The organism is Thermococcus prieurii (genome assembly GCF_054657655.1).
Genome location: NZ_BAAHYH010000002.1, coordinates 1,213,844 through 1,229,481, shown reverse-complemented (window position 1 = coordinate 1,229,481; position 15,638 = coordinate 1,213,844). Strand labels below are relative to the sequence as shown.

13 protein-coding genes and 1 pseudogene are annotated in these 15,638 nt (G+C 54.2%); 7 read left to right on the top strand and 7 right to left on the bottom strand.

The window, feature by feature from the left end:
• Position 1 precedes the first annotated feature (1 nt).
• On the top strand, positions 2-1,225 hold the full coding sequence (locus tag ACYQ04_RS10040) for an alanyl-tRNA editing protein (RefSeq protein ID WP_460129234.1): 1,224 nt from the start codon (positions 2-4) through the stop codon (positions 1,223-1,225).
• Here the strand turns inward: ACYQ04_RS10040 and ACYQ04_RS10035 are convergent.
• Genes ACYQ04_RS10035 through ACYQ04_RS10005 form a run of 7 tightly spaced genes read right to left on the bottom strand, consistent with a single transcriptional unit; the run spans position 1,203 to position 8,005 of the window.
• The gene (locus ACYQ04_RS10035) at positions 1,203-2,471 is read right to left on the bottom strand and encodes an ABC transporter permease (protein ID WP_460129232.1); all 1,269 of its coding nucleotides are present in this window, start codon (positions 2,469-2,471) and stop codon (positions 1,203-1,205) included. The genes ACYQ04_RS10040 and ACYQ04_RS10035 overlap by 23 nt on opposite strands.
• On the bottom strand, positions 2,468-3,535 hold the full coding sequence (locus ACYQ04_RS10030) for an ABC transporter permease subunit (protein WP_460129231.1): 1,068 nt from the start codon (positions 3,533-3,535) through the stop codon (positions 2,468-2,470). The genes ACYQ04_RS10035 and ACYQ04_RS10030 overlap by 4 nt, the downstream gene beginning before the upstream one ends.
• A 49-nt stretch (positions 3,536-3,584) precedes the next feature.
• Positions 3,585-4,418, bottom strand: coding sequence for a PP-loop family protein (locus ACYQ04_RS10025; protein WP_460129229.1), 834 nt, complete (start codon positions 4,416-4,418; stop codon positions 3,585-3,587).
• Positions 4,419-4,445: 27 nt separating this feature from the next.
• Positions 4,446-5,111, bottom strand: coding sequence for a hypothetical protein (locus ACYQ04_RS10020; RefSeq protein WP_460129227.1), 666 nt, complete (start codon positions 5,109-5,111; stop codon positions 4,446-4,448).
• Between the two features lie 17 nt (positions 5,112-5,128).
• Positions 5,129-6,049, bottom strand: a complete 921-nt coding sequence (locus ACYQ04_RS10015; protein ID WP_460129225.1) for a radical SAM protein — start codon at positions 6,047-6,049, stop codon at positions 5,129-5,131.
• Between the two features lie 47 nt (positions 6,050-6,096).
• On the bottom strand, positions 6,097-6,798 hold the full coding sequence (locus ACYQ04_RS10010; protein ID WP_460129224.1) for a dihydroorotate dehydrogenase electron transfer subunit: 702 nt from the start codon (positions 6,796-6,798) through the stop codon (positions 6,097-6,099).
• Positions 6,782-8,005, bottom strand: a complete 1,224-nt coding sequence (locus tag ACYQ04_RS10005) for a dihydroorotase (RefSeq protein ID WP_460130163.1) — start codon at positions 8,003-8,005, stop codon at positions 6,782-6,784. The genes ACYQ04_RS10010 and ACYQ04_RS10005 overlap by 17 nt, the downstream gene beginning before the upstream one ends.
• 340 nt (positions 8,006-8,345) lie before the next feature.
• Between ACYQ04_RS10005 and ACYQ04_RS10000 the strand changes: the two genes are divergently transcribed.
• From ACYQ04_RS10000 to ACYQ04_RS09975, 6 genes and pseudogenes are all read left to right on the top strand, one after another.
• Positions 8,346-10,880 carry a CGP-CTERM sorting domain-containing protein gene (locus ACYQ04_RS10000; protein ID WP_460129223.1) on the top strand — a complete coding sequence of 845 codons (2,535 nt, stop codon included), beginning with the start codon at positions 8,346-8,348 and terminating at the stop codon, positions 10,878-10,880.
• 186 nt (positions 10,881-11,066) lie between these two features.
• Positions 11,067-11,531, top strand: a complete 465-nt coding sequence (locus ACYQ04_RS09995; RefSeq protein WP_460129221.1) for an ABC transporter permease family protein — start codon at positions 11,067-11,069, stop codon at positions 11,529-11,531.
• Positions 11,471-12,082, top strand: coding sequence for an ABC transporter permease (locus tag ACYQ04_RS09990; protein ID WP_460130161.1), 612 nt, complete (start codon positions 11,471-11,473; stop codon positions 12,080-12,082). Before ACYQ04_RS09995 ends, ACYQ04_RS09990 begins: the two co-directional genes overlap by 61 nt.
• Positions 12,083-12,092: 10 nt before the next feature.
• The gene (locus ACYQ04_RS09985; protein ID WP_460129219.1) at positions 12,093-13,640 is read left to right on the top strand and encodes an ABC transporter permease; all 1,548 of its coding nucleotides are present in this window, start codon (positions 12,093-12,095) and stop codon (positions 13,638-13,640) included.
• Between the two features lie 10 nt (positions 13,641-13,650).
• Positions 13,651-14,609: pseudogene (locus tag ACYQ04_RS09980) on the top strand (ABC transporter ATP-binding protein).
• Positions 14,610-14,619: 10 nt separating this feature from the next.
• Positions 14,620-15,627: an ABC transporter ATP-binding protein gene (locus tag ACYQ04_RS09975; RefSeq protein ID WP_099209560.1), complete on the top strand. Its 1,008-nt coding sequence runs from the start codon at positions 14,620-14,622 to the stop codon at positions 15,625-15,627.
• The last annotated feature ends 11 nt before the right edge of the window (positions 15,628-15,638 follow it).

The following is a 15,638-nucleotide window of genomic DNA, read 5'->3' as shown; positions in this document are numbered from 1 at the left end:
AATGACGGAGAGGCTTTACTATTCCGACCCCTACCTTGAGGAAACCACCGCGAAGGTTATTGAGGTTAAGGATTTGGGCAACGGCCTCGTTGAGGTCCTCCTCGACAGAACGATATTCTACCCTGAAGGCGGTGGCCAGCCCTCTGACAGGGGGCTTATTGAGGGCGATGGGTTCACGATAGAGGTCACCAAGGTTAAGGAGCGGGAGGAAATCTGGCACGAGGGCGTCATCGAGGGCAGGCTCCCAGAGAAGGGCGAAGAGGTTAAGCTGAAGCTTGACTGGGACTGGAGATACGAGAACATGAAGAACCACACCGGCCAGCACATCCTCTCGGCCGTTCTGAAGAAGCTCTACGACCTCGACACGACGGGCTTCCGGATTTTTGAGCACTACAACAAGATTGAGGTCAACGGCCCGCTTGACTGGGAGATGATTACCGAGGCCGAAATCGAGGCCAACCGGGTGATAGCGGAGGGAATTCCCGTAACGGTTGAGGAGTACAAGTACCTTCCCGACGACATCGTCAAGACCCTCAGGAAGCACGTGAGCAAGGTGACCGACAGGGTCAGAATTGTTACAATCGGCGACGTTGACAGGACTCCCTGCGGTGGAACCCACGTTAGGAACACCTCCGAGATAGGGTTCATTAAGGTTCTCCGCTTCTACAAGAAGTCCAAGAACCTCTGGAGGATAGAGTTCGTCGCCGGAAACAGGGCTTTAAGGACGCTCAACGAGCTCCTTGAAGACTATTGGAACGCTCTGGACGAGATGCCGAACAAGAACAGGCCGCTCGTTGAGAGGGTCAGGGAGCTGAAGGCCGAGATGGATTCCCTTGAGGAAAAGCTCGACGAGCTCAGGCACGAGCTCTGGCGCTGGAAGGGTCTTGCCTTGATTGGGGAGGCTGAGGAGGTCGGACACTACAACATTGTCGCCCTCGTCGAGAAGTGGTCCATGAAGGACGCACAGGCCTTTGCGGTGAACTTCGTCAAGGAGAACCCCGGCTCGATACTTCTACTCGCCAGCGAGGATTACGTCCTCTTCGCCAGGAACGAGGAAGTTGAGGTTTCGATGAAGGAGCTCCTCTCGAAGGTCATCGAGGAGCTCGGCGGCAAGGGCGGTGGAACCGACAACCTGGCTAGGGGAAGGGTTGAGGCGGAGCCCGAGGACATCCTCGATGTTGCAAAGGAAAAGCTGAGGGAGCTTATAAACTCTTCCAGGGATTGATAAACCTCTCCTCAATCTCACTTTTTACCAGCAACAGACCTATGGCAAGCAGGGTTATCGCCATTCCAACGGGCAGGACCATCCACCAAGCGTTGTTGTAGATGGCCTTTTGAGTTACCACCATCGTGAACAGTTCCCCCCAGTTGAAGCCGAAACTCACCCTGAAGAACCCAAGTATTGAAATCAACGCTATAACCTTGGCGCTAATCAGGATGAACTGGGAGCTCACGTAGGGCAGAACCGCTCTCAACACATGCCTTCTAAGAACCCATGCATCGCTTGCACCGGCCGCCTTTGAAGCTAAGATGTGCTCTTTGGAGAGTTCAGTCATGGTTATAGTCCTGACATTCTGACTGACCTTGCCGAAGAGGAGGAGTGAGAGGGCGAGGACAACGGGCCAAAGAGGTATTTTAATCTCCCCATAGTAGCTAACCCCTCCGAGTATCGGGACGAGGAGAATCATCACGGGAATGAGAGGTAGCATTGAGGATACCTTTGCAAAGCCCTCCACGAGGACTCCCAGCTTCCCTGAGAGGGCTCCAAACAGACCGGCCGCGGTGCCGAGCAGAACCGTTGTAAGGGCGGTCATAAAAACTATTACGAGAGTTTGGGGCAGTCCTCCGATGAATATAACCGCTATGTCCCTTCCGTAAGAGTCCGTTCCTAGGGGGCCGTAACTCATTCCGACGACCCGGAGGGTTACCTTCGATGATGCCCTAACAGTGAAGAGGTAGTCCCCTTTTACGGGAACCCACTTGCCGCCTTCCTTCCTGAAGAATAGGATTTTGAGACCCTCCCCCGTAACTATCATATCCGAGATGTCTCCTTTAACCTCCATTTGCTTTGCGAGGTTGAAGACTGTGGAAAACGACCTTCCCGTGGACGTTATTCCGGTTACCCTGCCGGAGTAAAGAGTTACCCTTTTTCCGTCAGGGGTTAGTACTCTCACATCCACAAAGCCAGACCAGTTTGATTGAGGTATTATTAAGATGTCTTGGGGTGGCTGAGAGTAATGAAAGTTGTAGACGTATTCTCCGGGTTTTTCTTCCCTTAGGTTGCCCGTTGGGGGAAGGTTCTCTCCAAAAAGGTTGACCCACTCTGGTGGGGCCATTCTTGGATTCTTCTCCCAGTAGGTTATGTAGTGCCAGTTCCTAATGTCGTTCGGGTTTATAAGAATGGGTGAAACCGCCGCAAGGAACAGGTAGGCGACGATTATCGCGGTTCCGACTTTGAGTTTTACGCTCATGTTCTCACCCTCGGGTCGAGGTAAACGTAGAGCAGGTCGACGAGAAGGGAGTTGATGTAGTAGAGCAGTATCATGAAAAAGCCGACCGTGAATATTGCCTGGGGATAGTAGTAGTACTCGACACCGTGAGGGGGCACGTTGACGGCTTTGAACGAATTCAATAGGATGTACCCAAGGCCGGGGACGTCAAAGACAACCTCGATGACGAGAACGCTCATGAGAACGTCCATGAAGTTGTAGCTCGTATAGGTTAGAAAACTTGGAAGGACCAGCCTCAGGAGTTTTCGTCGAATTCTCTCCTCTGGGAGTCCCCTGGCCCTGTCGTAGATGACGTAGTCGTTCTCCTTCTCGGTTGCCAGGATGTTTCTAAGCGTGTATGCGTACTCCCAGACCGAAGCGAGGACCATTGTTATCGCCGGCAGAAGGAAACCGATGATGTATGCGCTCGCTTTTCCCGTGGTTCCTGTTGCCGTGAGCTGGAGTCTCATTGTGAAATCGGGGATGACGGAGACCCTCCAGGAGAGGAGGAATATAAGTGCACCGATGAACCACACAGGCACCGCTGAGAATAGCTGAGCGAGCGTGGAGATGAGTGCGTCGAGTTTTCCTCCATCATAGCCAGCCTTAAGGCCGAGGTAAGTTCCGAGCCCAAGGATTGTGAGCTCAACGAGGAGGAGTATGATTAATGTGTTTCTTAAGTAGTACCAGACTGACTGACGGAAACCTCCGCTGAATAGTTCCCTACCAGTTTTTCCGAAAATGGAGAACGCCGTCCTCGCGTAGTACTCGAGGGTCCCCGTGAATGTTGGTCGTATGTTGAGCTGTTTGTAGGTCAGATACCAAGCGTACTCCGTCTCGTTCATTCCTAGTTTCTCCATCTCCCCCTCAAGGCGTTCCTTGTTCTCCCGGACGAAGGCGAGATTGCTGATGAATACGTCCTTCATCTTGAACTTCGTGACGCTCCATTGGGCGGCCGTCACCAGTGTCAAAAAGAGGAGTGCCACTATGATAAACAACACCGTGTTCTTGAGTACAACCCGTCCCGCTTGGTTTCTCCTTCCCATGGCTCACATCGGATTATCTACCATCTGAAAGTTAAAAAATTTGTGTGTGTCAAAGGTTGAACCCGTCTTTCTCAAGCCCCAATTTCTCCAGCACGAGCTCCCACTGCTCCCGCGGGACCTCCGGTTTTTTCAGTTCCGCCTCCGCCCTCTCCCGGCTCATGAGGCCGTAGCGAACGAGGGCCGCTATTCGTCTGTGTTCAAAGCTGTGGCCGTGCTTCTCCCAGTAGAGTTGCAGAGCCGGCCCAAGGACGAGACAGTTGGTGGTATAACCAGGAAGCTCCGGGAACTCGAAGGGAAGCTTTTCCAGGATTTCAAAGCGCTCTTTCTCGGTCATCATTGAGAGGAGCCTAATCTGGACGACCCCTCCGCTCATGAGCCTGTGCGGGTGATGGCCGAATGGAAGCTCGTGGCCCGTTATTATGTACCTGTAGCCGTTCCTGAGGGCGTACTTCCTCAGCTTCTCCATCGTCCTCTTCGAGCAGGCCCGGCACGGGCTCTGACCCTTCAGGAGGGCGTTTCTGAATATGTCGGAGTAGTCGTAGCGCAGAACCCTGAAGGGAACTCCAAGATGCTCGGCTATTCGCTTCGCGTTCTCTATAGCTTCCTCGGCCATGAGTCCGTGGTCTATCATCACCGCTTCGAGCTCCGGAACTTTGTAGACCTCCTTGGCCAGGTAGAGCGCTACGACGCTGTCCTTTCCACCGGAGTAGGCAACCACTGCCCTGTCGACGTCCTTCATGAGTTCTTCGAGTTCCTTTCTGATTTTCTCCCTGTCAAGGGGGTGCTTTAGGTAAACCTGGCATTCACGGCATATTGGCTTTCCGTTTACGATGTCTATTCTCGACGTTCTCTCATCGTTGACGCAGAGTGAGCACTTCAGCATGGCGAGAGAAAAGAAAGGCCCTTTAAATCATTTTTTGAAGCGCGAGGTCAGTGAATTTTTCTTGGACTTTATGAGTTTGGCCTTTTCCTCTGCCTTCTCCGCAGTTTTCTTTCCCGCGAAGAGGAGCACGAGGGCAATCTGGTCCCTCAGCAGGATTCCTCCGTTGTTTCTAGCGACGAGCCCCCCAAAGGCAAAACCTGAAAGCAATCCTAGAAGCCATAGTTTGAGGATGAAAATTCCAACGGGGCCTCTGGACGTTGAAAGGGCGGAGAGAGCTTTGTAAGCCAGGGCTAGGGCCAGGATGAACGTTCCTTCGAGGAGAAGCCCAAGCCTCGTGACCCTTGCAAGGGTTCCGAGGAACCTTCCCCTTAGATTCCTCAGGATTTTTCCATCGTGGTGGCTGTAGACGAGGAGTTTAGATACGTTTGCTCCGCTTCTGAACGCTAGAAATGCGAAGAGCATCGCCAGACAGTCCCAGCGAACCTTCCAGGCGCCGTAGAGGCCAACTCCAACCCAAATCGGCGTGAACAGCCTTTCGAGGGTCTTCTTCTCGTTTTCTGGGAGCTCTATGCGGAGGGCTTTTCTTGCTAGTTTTCCAGTTATCTTAGCAGTGAACCGGATGAACGAGAGCCAGATGTTTATTCCTATGAAACTGAGAAGGATTAATGGGGAGAGTATTCTTAGAAGCCCCATAGGTACCCTCTTTTTAACTACTCCTGCTCCCTTTTGAGGTTTTCCCTTGTCCTCTTCACAACCGGCGCGACTTCTCTCGCGACCCTCTTGACGCTGAAGAGCGTGAGCGCGTCCATCCTCTTGAGCTGGGCTAAAAGGCAACCGCTTATTCTGACGTCTATGTACTTCTTCGCCTCCATCGCCGTTTTGAGGAGCTCCCTCATGCTCTCCGCCCTCTCGAAGTCGAGGCCGGCTTTTCTGAGCCTGTCCACGTTGAGCTCGTGAACCGTCAACGGCTGAAGGTGCATCTCATCTATTCCCAAGGAAGAGGCTAGCTCCGCTATCCTCGGTATGTCCTCGTCGTTTATCCCCGGCATGAAAATCGTCCGTACAACCGAGCGGACGCTCTTATCGCTCCCGACTATCCTCAGCGCGTTGACGACGGCATCGAAGGTGTCGGCGTTCGTAATTTTGAGGTGCTTTTCGCGCGTTGAGGCGTCGAGGCTTATCATGACGATGTCGAAGTCGAGCTTTTGCCAGAGCTCCTCTGTGAGGAGCGAGCCGTTAGTCTGCAGGTCGAGCCTTGCCTCCGGAAACCTCTCGCGGAGCATTCTGTTGACCTCCACTATCCGTTTGCTCAGCAGTGGTTCCCCGTACTGCGAAACAGTTATCGCCTTCGGGTTCTCCCAGCCGTAGTAGCCCGGTTTTGGCGCCTTTCCGAGCTTCACCGCGACGTTCGAGTAGCAGAAGATGCAGTCGTGGTTGCAGGCAGGAGTTAGCTCGTAGCTTGGGTGGTGAACGGGGTTTGGATTGCTCAAATCGAGGCCCTGGCAGTATTGACAGTGACTCGGGTGGAGCATATCGTCAACGAACTTCTTTAGAAGCCTCGCCTCCTCGTTCTCAAGAATCTGGGGCTCGACGCCCATCTTCCTCGCAAACTCCTCCCAGCTGTACCTCATCCTCTCACCGGCCGGAGCGGATAAAAGGGGCTTAAAAAGGTGATTGGTCAGAGAAGCCCCCTGAGCTGAAACCCGTCGAAGACCGGGCCGTCCCTGCACACCAGGTATTTCCCGAGGTTGCAGGAACCGCAGACACCGATTCCGCACTTCATGTAGCGCTCCGCCGAGACCTGGACGTTTCCGTAGTCCATGACTCTCAGGACGGCCTTGAGCATAGGTTCCGGACCGCAGGCGTAAACCCCGTCAAATTCGCCCTTCCTCTCGGCTAAGACGTCCGTCGGAAAGCCTTTCCTGCCGGCCGAGCCGTCGTCGGTGGTGATTACAACCTCGTCCACGTAGTCCTTAATATTGAGAAGGGCCAGCTCTTCCTTCGAGCGGGCGCCGTAGATTAGGGTTATCCTATCGAACTCATTTCTCCGGGCCCTCGCCAGCGCGTAGAGTGGTGGAATTCCGATTCCCCCAGCGACGAGCGCTACCCGTTTCCACTTCCTCTCGAAGCCCCGTCCGTAGGGCCCGCGAACCCAGAGCCTCTCACCTTCGCTTAGCTCGAAGAGCTTCGAGGTGAAGGGTCCGACGCGCTTGACGACGAGCAGGTCTTTCCAGGCTAAACTGAAAGGTTTTTCTCCGACTCCTGGAAGCCAGACCATCACGAACTGCCCCGGCGTGAAGTCGAACCCCTTCGAGAGTCTGAAGGCCCTAACGTCCTTTGCAACCTCCCAGGTTTCCCTCAGCTCAACCACGCTGTACATCCAGACGAACCCCCTCCGGCTTTCCTACGATTTCATCTTCCTCCATAACTACCCTTCCGCGGAGAATCGTCATCACAACCTTTCCCTTCAGCTTCCGCCCCTCCCAGGGGCTCCATTTGGCCTTGGTGTAAAACTCCTCCGGTTTGACCGTCCACTCCCGCTTAAGGTCAACGACCGTAAAGGTGGCCTCGTTTCCGATGGCGAAGTTCCTACCTCTGATTCCGAAGACCTTAATCGGGTTGTCGTGCATCTTCTCAACGATGTCAAAGATATCCATAATCCCGCGGTTCACAGCATCGAGGAGGAGCGCAACCTCCGTCTCGAGCCCCGGAATTCCCGCCGCTCCCGCTTCCTTGTCCTCGAGCGTGTGCGGTGCGTGGTCGCTCGCTATTATGGGAATCCGCGAGAAGTTCTCCCAGAGCGCTTTAACGTGCTCCTCCGTCCTCAGAGGGGGGTAAACCTTGAGGAGCGGGTTCCTCTCGTAGTTCCTCCTCGTCAGGAACAGGTGGTGGGGCGTGACCTCGAAGCTCACCCAGGGGAGGTTTTTTCGGAGTATGGCTTCAATTCCTCCCTTCGTTGATACGTGGCAAATGTTGAGGGGCTTTTTGAGCCTCTCAGCGCTTTCAAGGGCTCGCTTTACGGCCACTTCTTCGACCTCTGGCGGTCTCTCCGGCTTTTCTTTTATCAGCTCCGCGTCTTCGGCGTGGACGCTCAGAACGCCTGGTGAGCAGGCATAGTCGCTCTCAAAGTCCTCCGAGTAGATTCCCCCTGTGGAGGCCCCCATAAAGGCTTTGTAGAAATCTGCCCGGGCTTTTTTAGCCTCTCCGCAGTTGCTCCTTATCAAAAAGCTGAGGGCGTAGTCGGCGTAAGCCTCTCTCTGGAAAAGCTCAAGGCGCTTCTCAAAGATCCTGGAGTCCATGACAGGTGGCTTCGTGTTGGGCATGTCAAAAACTGCCGTGATTCCCCCGTGGAGGGCCGCTTTCGTCCCACTTTTGACTGTTTCTTTGTCCCTCTGCTTGAAGTCCCTCAGGTGAACGTGCGTATCTATGAGACCAGGGAGAATGATGTATCCAGATAGGTTCAGCACACTTTCTCCCTCAAGGTCATGAGCGGCTATCTTGGATATTCTCCCGTTGTCAACTCCTATGCTTCCCCTTACGAGTTTCCCATTGGCTGGAAACTTTCCCCTCAAAACGAGCTCGTGCATTGAAGCCCGCACGGGGTTTTTCTGGCCGGGGTTTTAAGATTTTTGACTGGTCAAAAATTGCTCCAACCCTTTTTTCGAATTTCTATATACTCTATATAGCTCGAAATACTAAATAGGGCTCTTGTATTGTCCAATTAACTTATCTACAGGAGGTATGTGTCGCATTATTCTGATATTCAGTGGAATTCGCGTGATTTGGCTGTATCTTGGTTGTCCTCTTAGTTGCATTCCGGCTCCTTTTACATTAACGTAACCCTTAAATAGGGCCCGAATGTATAGCTCCATGCCATTATACGCCGTATGTGGCAAACGTTGCCAAAAGTGAAGGAGGCAGTGGAGTATGAATAGGAAGGTCCTAAGCCTGTTCGTTATGGGCTTGATGTTGTTTAGTGTGTTCTTGGTTGCACAGCCAGCCAGCGCCCAGAGCACCCAGCTTGGGAACAAGCTTAAAATCGTCATACTGGCGTCCCAGGGTTCAATCTTCATGGACGTCTTCTCCCCGATGGGATTCAGTGACGTTTACACGATTCGTGTCAGGTACTTCCTCTCTGACCCAGCTTACGTCACCGGCCCGGACGCCAAGTTCCACAACTACCGCTGTGAGCTCGTTAGTGTTAAGTACAACGTCAAGGTTCCAGACGATGCTATAATCTGGAACGGAACCCAGAAGAAGTGGGTTGCCCCCTACGCCGGTAAGACCGCTCAGAGTGCCGTCACCTGGAAGTGTGGCCTCGGAAAGTGGCAGGATGGCCAGCCGGTAACCCTTGCGGACATTCTCTTCAACTACGCGATGGACTGGGAGTGGAGCTACCAGAACGGCAAGAACGACAAGTACTACAGCCAGAAGTGGGCCATAGGTACCGCCCCCCTCCTGAAGAACGTTCTCGGTCTCAAGGTTGACAAGGTCACCGACCAGTACGTCGAGTACACCCTCTACCAGAACTACGCCGTTCCCTACGACAAGTGGACCACCGCCGTTGGAAACATTATGTGGTACACCATGTGGCCGTGGGAGCTCTACTACGTTATGGACGAGATGGTCGTCAACGGCGTCAACGGTAAGAAGTTCGCCTGGACCACCCAGCCTCAGAACGGCTTCAGGCTCAACATGATTGACCCGCAGCAGGCTCCGTACTTCGCGGCCGAGGCCGAGAAGCTCGCCGCCGACGGAACCATCCCAATATGGCTCAGCACCCTCAAGCCCTGGCTCCAGAAGTGGGGCATCACCGAGGAGCAGGCCGGTATAACCACTGACCTCGCCAAGGCCGGTTACCAGGCCATAGCCAACTGGGCCAAGGAGTACAAGAACGCTTACATAAGCAACGGCCCGTACTACCTCTACAAGTACGACCCGAAGGCCATGACCGTCATTCTCAAGCTCTCCGACAAGGTTCAGAGGATTGGCTTCCCGGACAAGATTAACGGTCAGCCCCTCCCGTGGGCTCCGCACTGGAAGGAGATTGACATTTACGGCACCCTCAACGCTCAAACTGCTCTCCTGGCCGTCGCCAAGGGTGACTACGCCCTCTACTGGTACAACGCCAAGTTCAGCGACATCCAGAAGATTCTCCAGGAGTACAAGAACGACGTCTATCCGGTTAGGACCATAAGCACTTGGGATGCCCTCCAGATAAACACCATCGGTGATGAGCAGACCGGTCTCGTGAACTCCAGCGGTAAGATTGTCTTCAACGTCATGGCCCTTCGCGGCGTCAGGTACGCCCTCCAGTGGCTCGTCAACAGGCAGTACATCGTCAGCCAGATACTCCAGGGAAGCGGTGCCCCAATGTTCGGTCCCGAGGTCAGCGGTCAGGCCAACGCCTACCAGAGGGTAATGACCGTTGCCAACGCCATGGGCCTCACCCCGCAGGGTGACGAGCAGTACGCCCTCAAGCTCATCGACCAGGCCATGAACAAGGCTGCGCAGAACCTCAAGGCTAAGGGCTACGTCCTCGAGAAGAAGAACGGCAAGTGGTACTTCGGAAAGGCTGGAGGAAGCCTCAGCCCGGTTACCGTTAAGGTTATCGCCCGTGTTGAGGACGAGAGGCTTGACATCGGTAAGTACACTGCCCAGCTCCTCGAGAAGGCCGGCTTCACCGTGGACCTCCTCAAGTGGGACAGGACCAAGGCAAACAAGGTTGTCTACAACGGTGACCCGCACACCCTCCAGTGGCAGGTTTACACCGCTGGATTCGTTTCAAGCGGTATTCAGCCGCTCACCTGGATAGTCTGGGACTACTGGGTCTTTGACTACTACTACGCTCCGCCTAACGCTCCTAAGGAGGACAAGTACACCGTTAAGGACCTCGTTAACGCCGTCTCAAACGGTGACCTCAACAAGTTCATCCAGGAGTTCAACCTCAAGTACTACAACACCCCGGACAAGCTGAAGCAGCTCCTTGACTGGAACGGATACCAGCTCGATAACGTCCTGGCCTTCAACAGCTGGAAGGGACCGAACAACCAGACCCTTACCATAACCAACCTCGACCAGCTCTGGGACATCTACAAGATTGCCTACGGCCTCTACGTCTACAACTCACCGTTCGTCAACCTCGTTGAGACTTGGACGTTCTACCTCACCAACAAGAAGCTCATCAAGCTTGGAATGACCGACCCGGTCAGCGGTCTCGGAAGCTTCCTCTCCGCTAGGGCCATACTGCCCGCCACTACCCAGACCACCACTACGAGCACCTCAAGTACCTCAACCAGCACCGTGACCAAGACCACTACCAGCACTAGCACCAACACTGCCACCAGCACTCAGGCTCCGACGAGCAGCACTACCACTTCGAAGAGCAGCAAGGGCATCTGCGGTCCGGCCGCGATAGTCGGACTCGCAATAATACCGCTCCTCCTCAGGAGGAGGAAGTGACCCTTTCCTTCTTTCTTTACACTCTCCCTGATGGACATCCCTGTTCTTGTGTTCAAAATGTGTACATTTGTGCTCTTTTTGGGGAAAACTATTTAAACTTTAACTGGCACGTAAAAGTTGACTTCATAGAATGCCAGTAGTATCGTTGCTGGAGGGGATAGAATGGGGATGAGCTTTGGAAAGTACGTGCTGTACCGTGTGGTAAACGCGTTAATCCTCCTTTTCCTGGCCGTGCTCTTGATGTCGGCCCTCTTCACGAAACTTGCGACGGTACAATTGAACGCCCAGATAAACTCCGAGGTTCAGCAGTGGATTCGTACCTACCAGCAGAAGACCCACCAAGCACCTACACAGGAGGCAATAGAGGCATACCGCAAGAGCCTTGAGCACCAGTACGGTCTCGACAAACCCTACTGGCAGAGGGCGTGGAATTATGCAATAGACACGTTTACGTTTAAATGGGGGCAATCAATCCCGCCTCTGTACGGCACCCACGACGTTAAGGACCAGATAAAGACTGCCCTCGCCAACACGATTCTGCTGTTCACGACGGCGCAGATTCTGATAATCCTCATAGGACTCTCCTCGGTATCAAGAGCGCCCGCAATCCAGGAAGCCTGCTCGACAGAACGATATCCATCTTGGCAATGATTACCACGAGCCTCCCGATGTGGTGGCTTGGAATGCTCATGATACTCCTCTTCGTCGTCTACCTCGGCTGGCTGCCTATAACTCTGTACTCCCAGGTTGAGGTCTCGGGATGGGTCAATCTGCTCAAGAAGATGACACTGCCGCTCGTTACAATCGTGCTCGTTTCCTTCGGAGGTTGGTCATGGACAACCAGGAACATCATGATTGGTACAATGCAGGAGGACTTCATCATGGTTGCCAGGGCCAAGGGTGTTCCTGAGAGGAAGATAATCTACGGACACGCCCTCAAAGCCGCCGCTCCGCCGATTATCACCATGGTTATATTCGGTATGATTGGTTCAATGGGTGGTGCCATGATTACGGAGATAGTCTTCAACTGGCCCGGAATGGGACGTCTCTACTGGATGGCCCTTGGTCAGAACGCCGTTAGGACCATGATGGCACTCAACTACATGTTCGCAGTGATGACCGTGTTCTCAATGCTCCTGGCGGACATACTCTATGCGTACCTCGACCCGAGAATCAGGATTGGTGCCGCGGCCAGCTCGTGAGGTGGTGTAAATGAGATGGGTTGATTTCAAGGACAGCTTCAAGAGGTTTTGGAGCGAGTACAAGCATCAGAAGAGTGGAATGCTCGGTTTGTTTTTCCTCCTGCTGCTCATAGTCTTGGCCATCGCCGCTCCCTTCATAACCAGCCCCAACATACCCAAGGAGTGGCAGACCGGAACCGCCTGGATTACCAACCCCAAGAACGCCCCGCCCTCATGGGAGAACTACTTCAGCCACCAGAGCAGGGCACCTCAGAAGGTCTATACCCTCAAGAACCTCAACGAGAAGACATACGTCAACGGCTCCTACCGCTACTACGTCCTCACATTCACGTACGATATGAAGTACTACTACCCACCCAAGGACCTCGTCATTACGGGTATAACCTCCAACGCGTCAAATCCGAAGGACAACCCAGTCATTGACGTTGTCATCACGAGGCCTCCCGAGAAGGGAGTTAAGTACAACACCCTCGTCGTTGCCCACAACTACCAGATGACCAGTGGGGGCTTCCTCCAGCTCTCGTACACACCGACCTCAAAGAGTCTCGTGTTCCTCTGGCTCTACGAGAACGGTGTCCTTAAGCTCCCGATGGCGATACCGAACAACCTTCCCCTTGACATGAAGCTCATGTACATTTCCCAGCAGGTTACCATGAACAACACCCTCTACGGCTATTCCCAGGCCATGGACCTAATGAGGGTTGTGTTCGGCAAGATAACCGACGACAACGGTAAGCCCCTCCCTCTCACCGACGTCATATACAACACCAAGCCCCTCCAGGGCAACTACAAGGTTGAGGTCATAGTCAAGGCTCCGAAGTACGTCCACGTGGACCTCAGCAACATGAAGGTTGTCATGGTTGGTAGGAGCTACGGCATCCTCGGAACCGACCAGTTCGGCAGGCCAATCGCAGTCGGTCTCCTCTGGGGAATCCGCGTTGCCCTTGCCATAGGTCTGTCGGTTTCGGTTAGCACCGTCCTCATAGGAATCCTCATCGGAGTTACGAGCGCCTACCTTGGAGGCTGGGCGGACGAGGCCATACAGACGTTCACAATGTTCATGATGACCCTGCCAGTGCTCCCGATGCTCATCCTGCTCTCGCTGTACTTCGGAGGAAAGATTTCGCTGACGCAGCTGGTGTTCATCCTGGTGCTCTTCGGATGGATGGGCACCACGAGGGTTGCGAGGAGTATGGCACTTCAGATTAAGGAACAGACTTACGTTGAAGCGGCCAGGGCCCTCGGTGCGAGCACCGGAAGGATAGTCTTCAAGCACATCGTTCCACAGCTCCTCCCGTACGCGTTCGCCAGCATAGCCCTCAGCGTTCCTGGAGCAATCCTCAGCGAGGCCGGGCTGAGCTTCCTTGGTCTCACGAGCAAGAACATGATAACCTGGGGTCAGATGCTCAACAACGCACAGGCTAACGGTGCTACGCTCAACGGCTACTGGTGGCAGATTATACCGCCGGGACTTGCTATAGCCTTCGTGGGACTGATATTCGTCCTGATTGGTGTGTCACTCGACACGGTCCTCAACCCGAGGCTCAAGCGCGCGTGAGGTGGTTTAGATGGCTAAGAACGTCCTTGAAGTTAGGAACCTCAAGATGTATTACTTCACCAGCAAAGGCGTCGTCAAGGCAGTCGACAACATCAGCTTCGACCTCAAAAAAGGAGAAGTGCTTGGACTTGCCGGTGAGAGCGGTTGCGGCAAGTCCTCCCTTGGTTTTACTCTCTTAGGCATGCCCACTCCCCTGGAAAAATAGTTGACGGAAGCATCAAGATTGACGGGAGGGAAATAGTCGGCCTTCCGGAGGACGTGCTTAGAAAGGAAATCCGCTGGCAGAAGATTTCGATGATATTCCAGGGAGCAATGAACGCCCTCAACCCTGTCTACACGGTTGGATACCAGATGATTGAGCCCCTCCTCTACCACAAGCACATGAACGAAGAGGAGGCTCTCGACAGGGCTCAGAAGTACCTCGAGCTCGTTGGCCTCGACCCTGAAATAGTCTACCGCTACCCGCACGAGTTGAGCGGTGGTATGAAGCAGCGTGTGGTTATTGCAATGGCCCTCCTTATGGAGCCCAGCGTCATCATTGCAGATGAGCCGACTACCGCTCTGGACGTTATCGTTCAGGCGCAGATTATCAACCTCATGAAGAGGCTCAAGAAGGAGCTCAACCTCTCAATGATATTCATCACCCACGACCTCAGTATCTTGGCGGAGATTAGCGACAAGGTTGCCATCATGTACGCGGGTAAGATTGTAGAAATCGGCGACAGCGAGAAGATTTACTACGAGCCGGCCCACCCGTACACTCAGAAGCTCCTCGCGGCAATCCCGAGACTTCACGAGGACGTTGAGAGGCTTGAGTTCATCCCCGGACAGCCGCCCAACCTCATCAACCCACCGAAGGGGTGCCGCTTCCACCCGAGGTGCCCGTACGCGATGGACGTTTGTAAGGAGCAGGAGCCCGAGCTGAAGGAGATTGATAAAGACCACTACGCGGCATGCTGGCTGCTGTGAGGTGTGAGAAATGGCGGAGCCGGTACTCAAAGTTGAAAACCTCAAGAAGTACTTCCCACTCAAGAGGGGTCTCCTCGCTGGTCTGCGCGGTGAGCCCCAGCGCTTCGTTCACGCGGTTGACGGAGTCAGCTTTGAAATCTACAAGCAGCAGGTCTTTGCCCTCGTCGGCGAGAGCGGCTGTGGAAAGTCCACCACCGGAAGGCTCATCGTCAAACTCCTCGAGCCAACGGACGGTAAGATTTACCTTGAGGGTGAGGACGTCACGGACATTAAGACCAAGGAGGAAGTCCTGGCTTACAGAAGGAGAGTACAGATGATATTCCAGGACCCGTTCGCTTCACTTAACCCGCGCTTCAGGATTTTTGACGTCCTCGAGGAGCCGCTCCTGATTCACGGCATCGGTGAAACCAGGGCCGAGCGTGAGGAGCTCATCTACAAGGCCCTTGAGATGGTCAAGATTACGCCGCCCGAGGATTACGTTAGCAGGTTCCCGCACATGCTTTCGGGTGGACAGAGGCAGCGTGTGGCTATTGCAAGGGCCCTCATCCTGAATCCAACGTTCATTGTTGCAGATGAGCCGGTGTCGATGCTCGACGTTTCAATCCGTGCGGAAATCCTTGAGCTCATGAAGAGCCTCAAGGACAAGATGGGCGTCACCTATCTTTACATCACCCACGACATGTCCACTGCGAGGTACTTCGCCGACTGGATGGCGGTCATGTACCTTGGCAGAATCGTTGAGATGGGTCCTGCGGAGAAGGTCATCGACAACCCGCTCCACCCGTACACGAGGGCCCTGCTCGCGGCGGTTCCAGAGCCGAAGCCCGAGAGGAGGAACGTCATCAAGGAACTCCCGATTAAGGGTGAGGTCCCGAGCGCGGTCAACATCCCGCCCGGATGCCGCTTCCACCCGAGGTGCATCTACTTCAAGAAGGGTCTCTGTGACGTGGAGCAGCCGAAGCTCATCGAGTACGAGCACAACCACTGGGCGGAGTGCCACCTCGTCGGCAAATTCTGACCCTCTCTTTT

Excerpts from the sequence above, each read along its gene's own strand:
- ACYQ04_RS10040 (WP_460129234.1), top strand. The coding sequence starts at position 2 with ATGACGGAGAGGCTTTACTATTCCGACCCCTACCTTGAGGAAACCACC.
- ACYQ04_RS10035 (WP_460129232.1), bottom strand. The coding sequence starts at position 2,471 with ATGAGCGTAAAACTCAAAGTCGGAACCGCGATAATCGTCGCCTACCTG.
- ACYQ04_RS10030 (WP_460129231.1), bottom strand. The coding sequence starts at position 3,535 with ATGGGAAGGAGAAACCAAGCGGGACGGGTTGTACTCAAGAACACGGTG.
- ACYQ04_RS10025 (WP_460129229.1), bottom strand. The coding sequence starts at position 4,418 with ATGCTGAAGTGCTCACTCTGCGTCAACGATGAGAGAACGTCGAGAATA.
- ACYQ04_RS10020 (WP_460129227.1), bottom strand. The coding sequence starts at position 5,111 with ATGGGGCTTCTAAGAATACTCTCCCCATTAATCCTTCTCAGTTTCATA.
- ACYQ04_RS10015 (WP_460129225.1), bottom strand. The coding sequence starts at position 6,049 with ATGAGGTACAGCTGGGAGGAGTTTGCGAGGAAGATGGGCGTCGAGCCC.
- ACYQ04_RS10010 (WP_460129224.1), bottom strand. The coding sequence starts at position 6,798 with ATGTACAGCGTGGTTGAGCTGAGGGAAACCTGGGAGGTTGCAAAGGAC.
- ACYQ04_RS10005 (WP_460130163.1), bottom strand. The coding sequence starts at position 8,005 with ATGCACGAGCTCGTTTTGAGGGGAAAGTTTCCAGCCAATGGGAAACTC.
- ACYQ04_RS10000 (WP_460129223.1), top strand. The coding sequence starts at position 8,346 with ATGAATAGGAAGGTCCTAAGCCTGTTCGTTATGGGCTTGATGTTGTTT.
- ACYQ04_RS09985 (WP_460129219.1), top strand. The coding sequence starts at position 12,093 with ATGAGATGGGTTGATTTCAAGGACAGCTTCAAGAGGTTTTGGAGCGAG.
- ACYQ04_RS09975 (WP_099209560.1), top strand. The coding sequence starts at position 14,620 with ATGGCGGAGCCGGTACTCAAAGTTGAAAACCTCAAGAAGTACTTCCCA.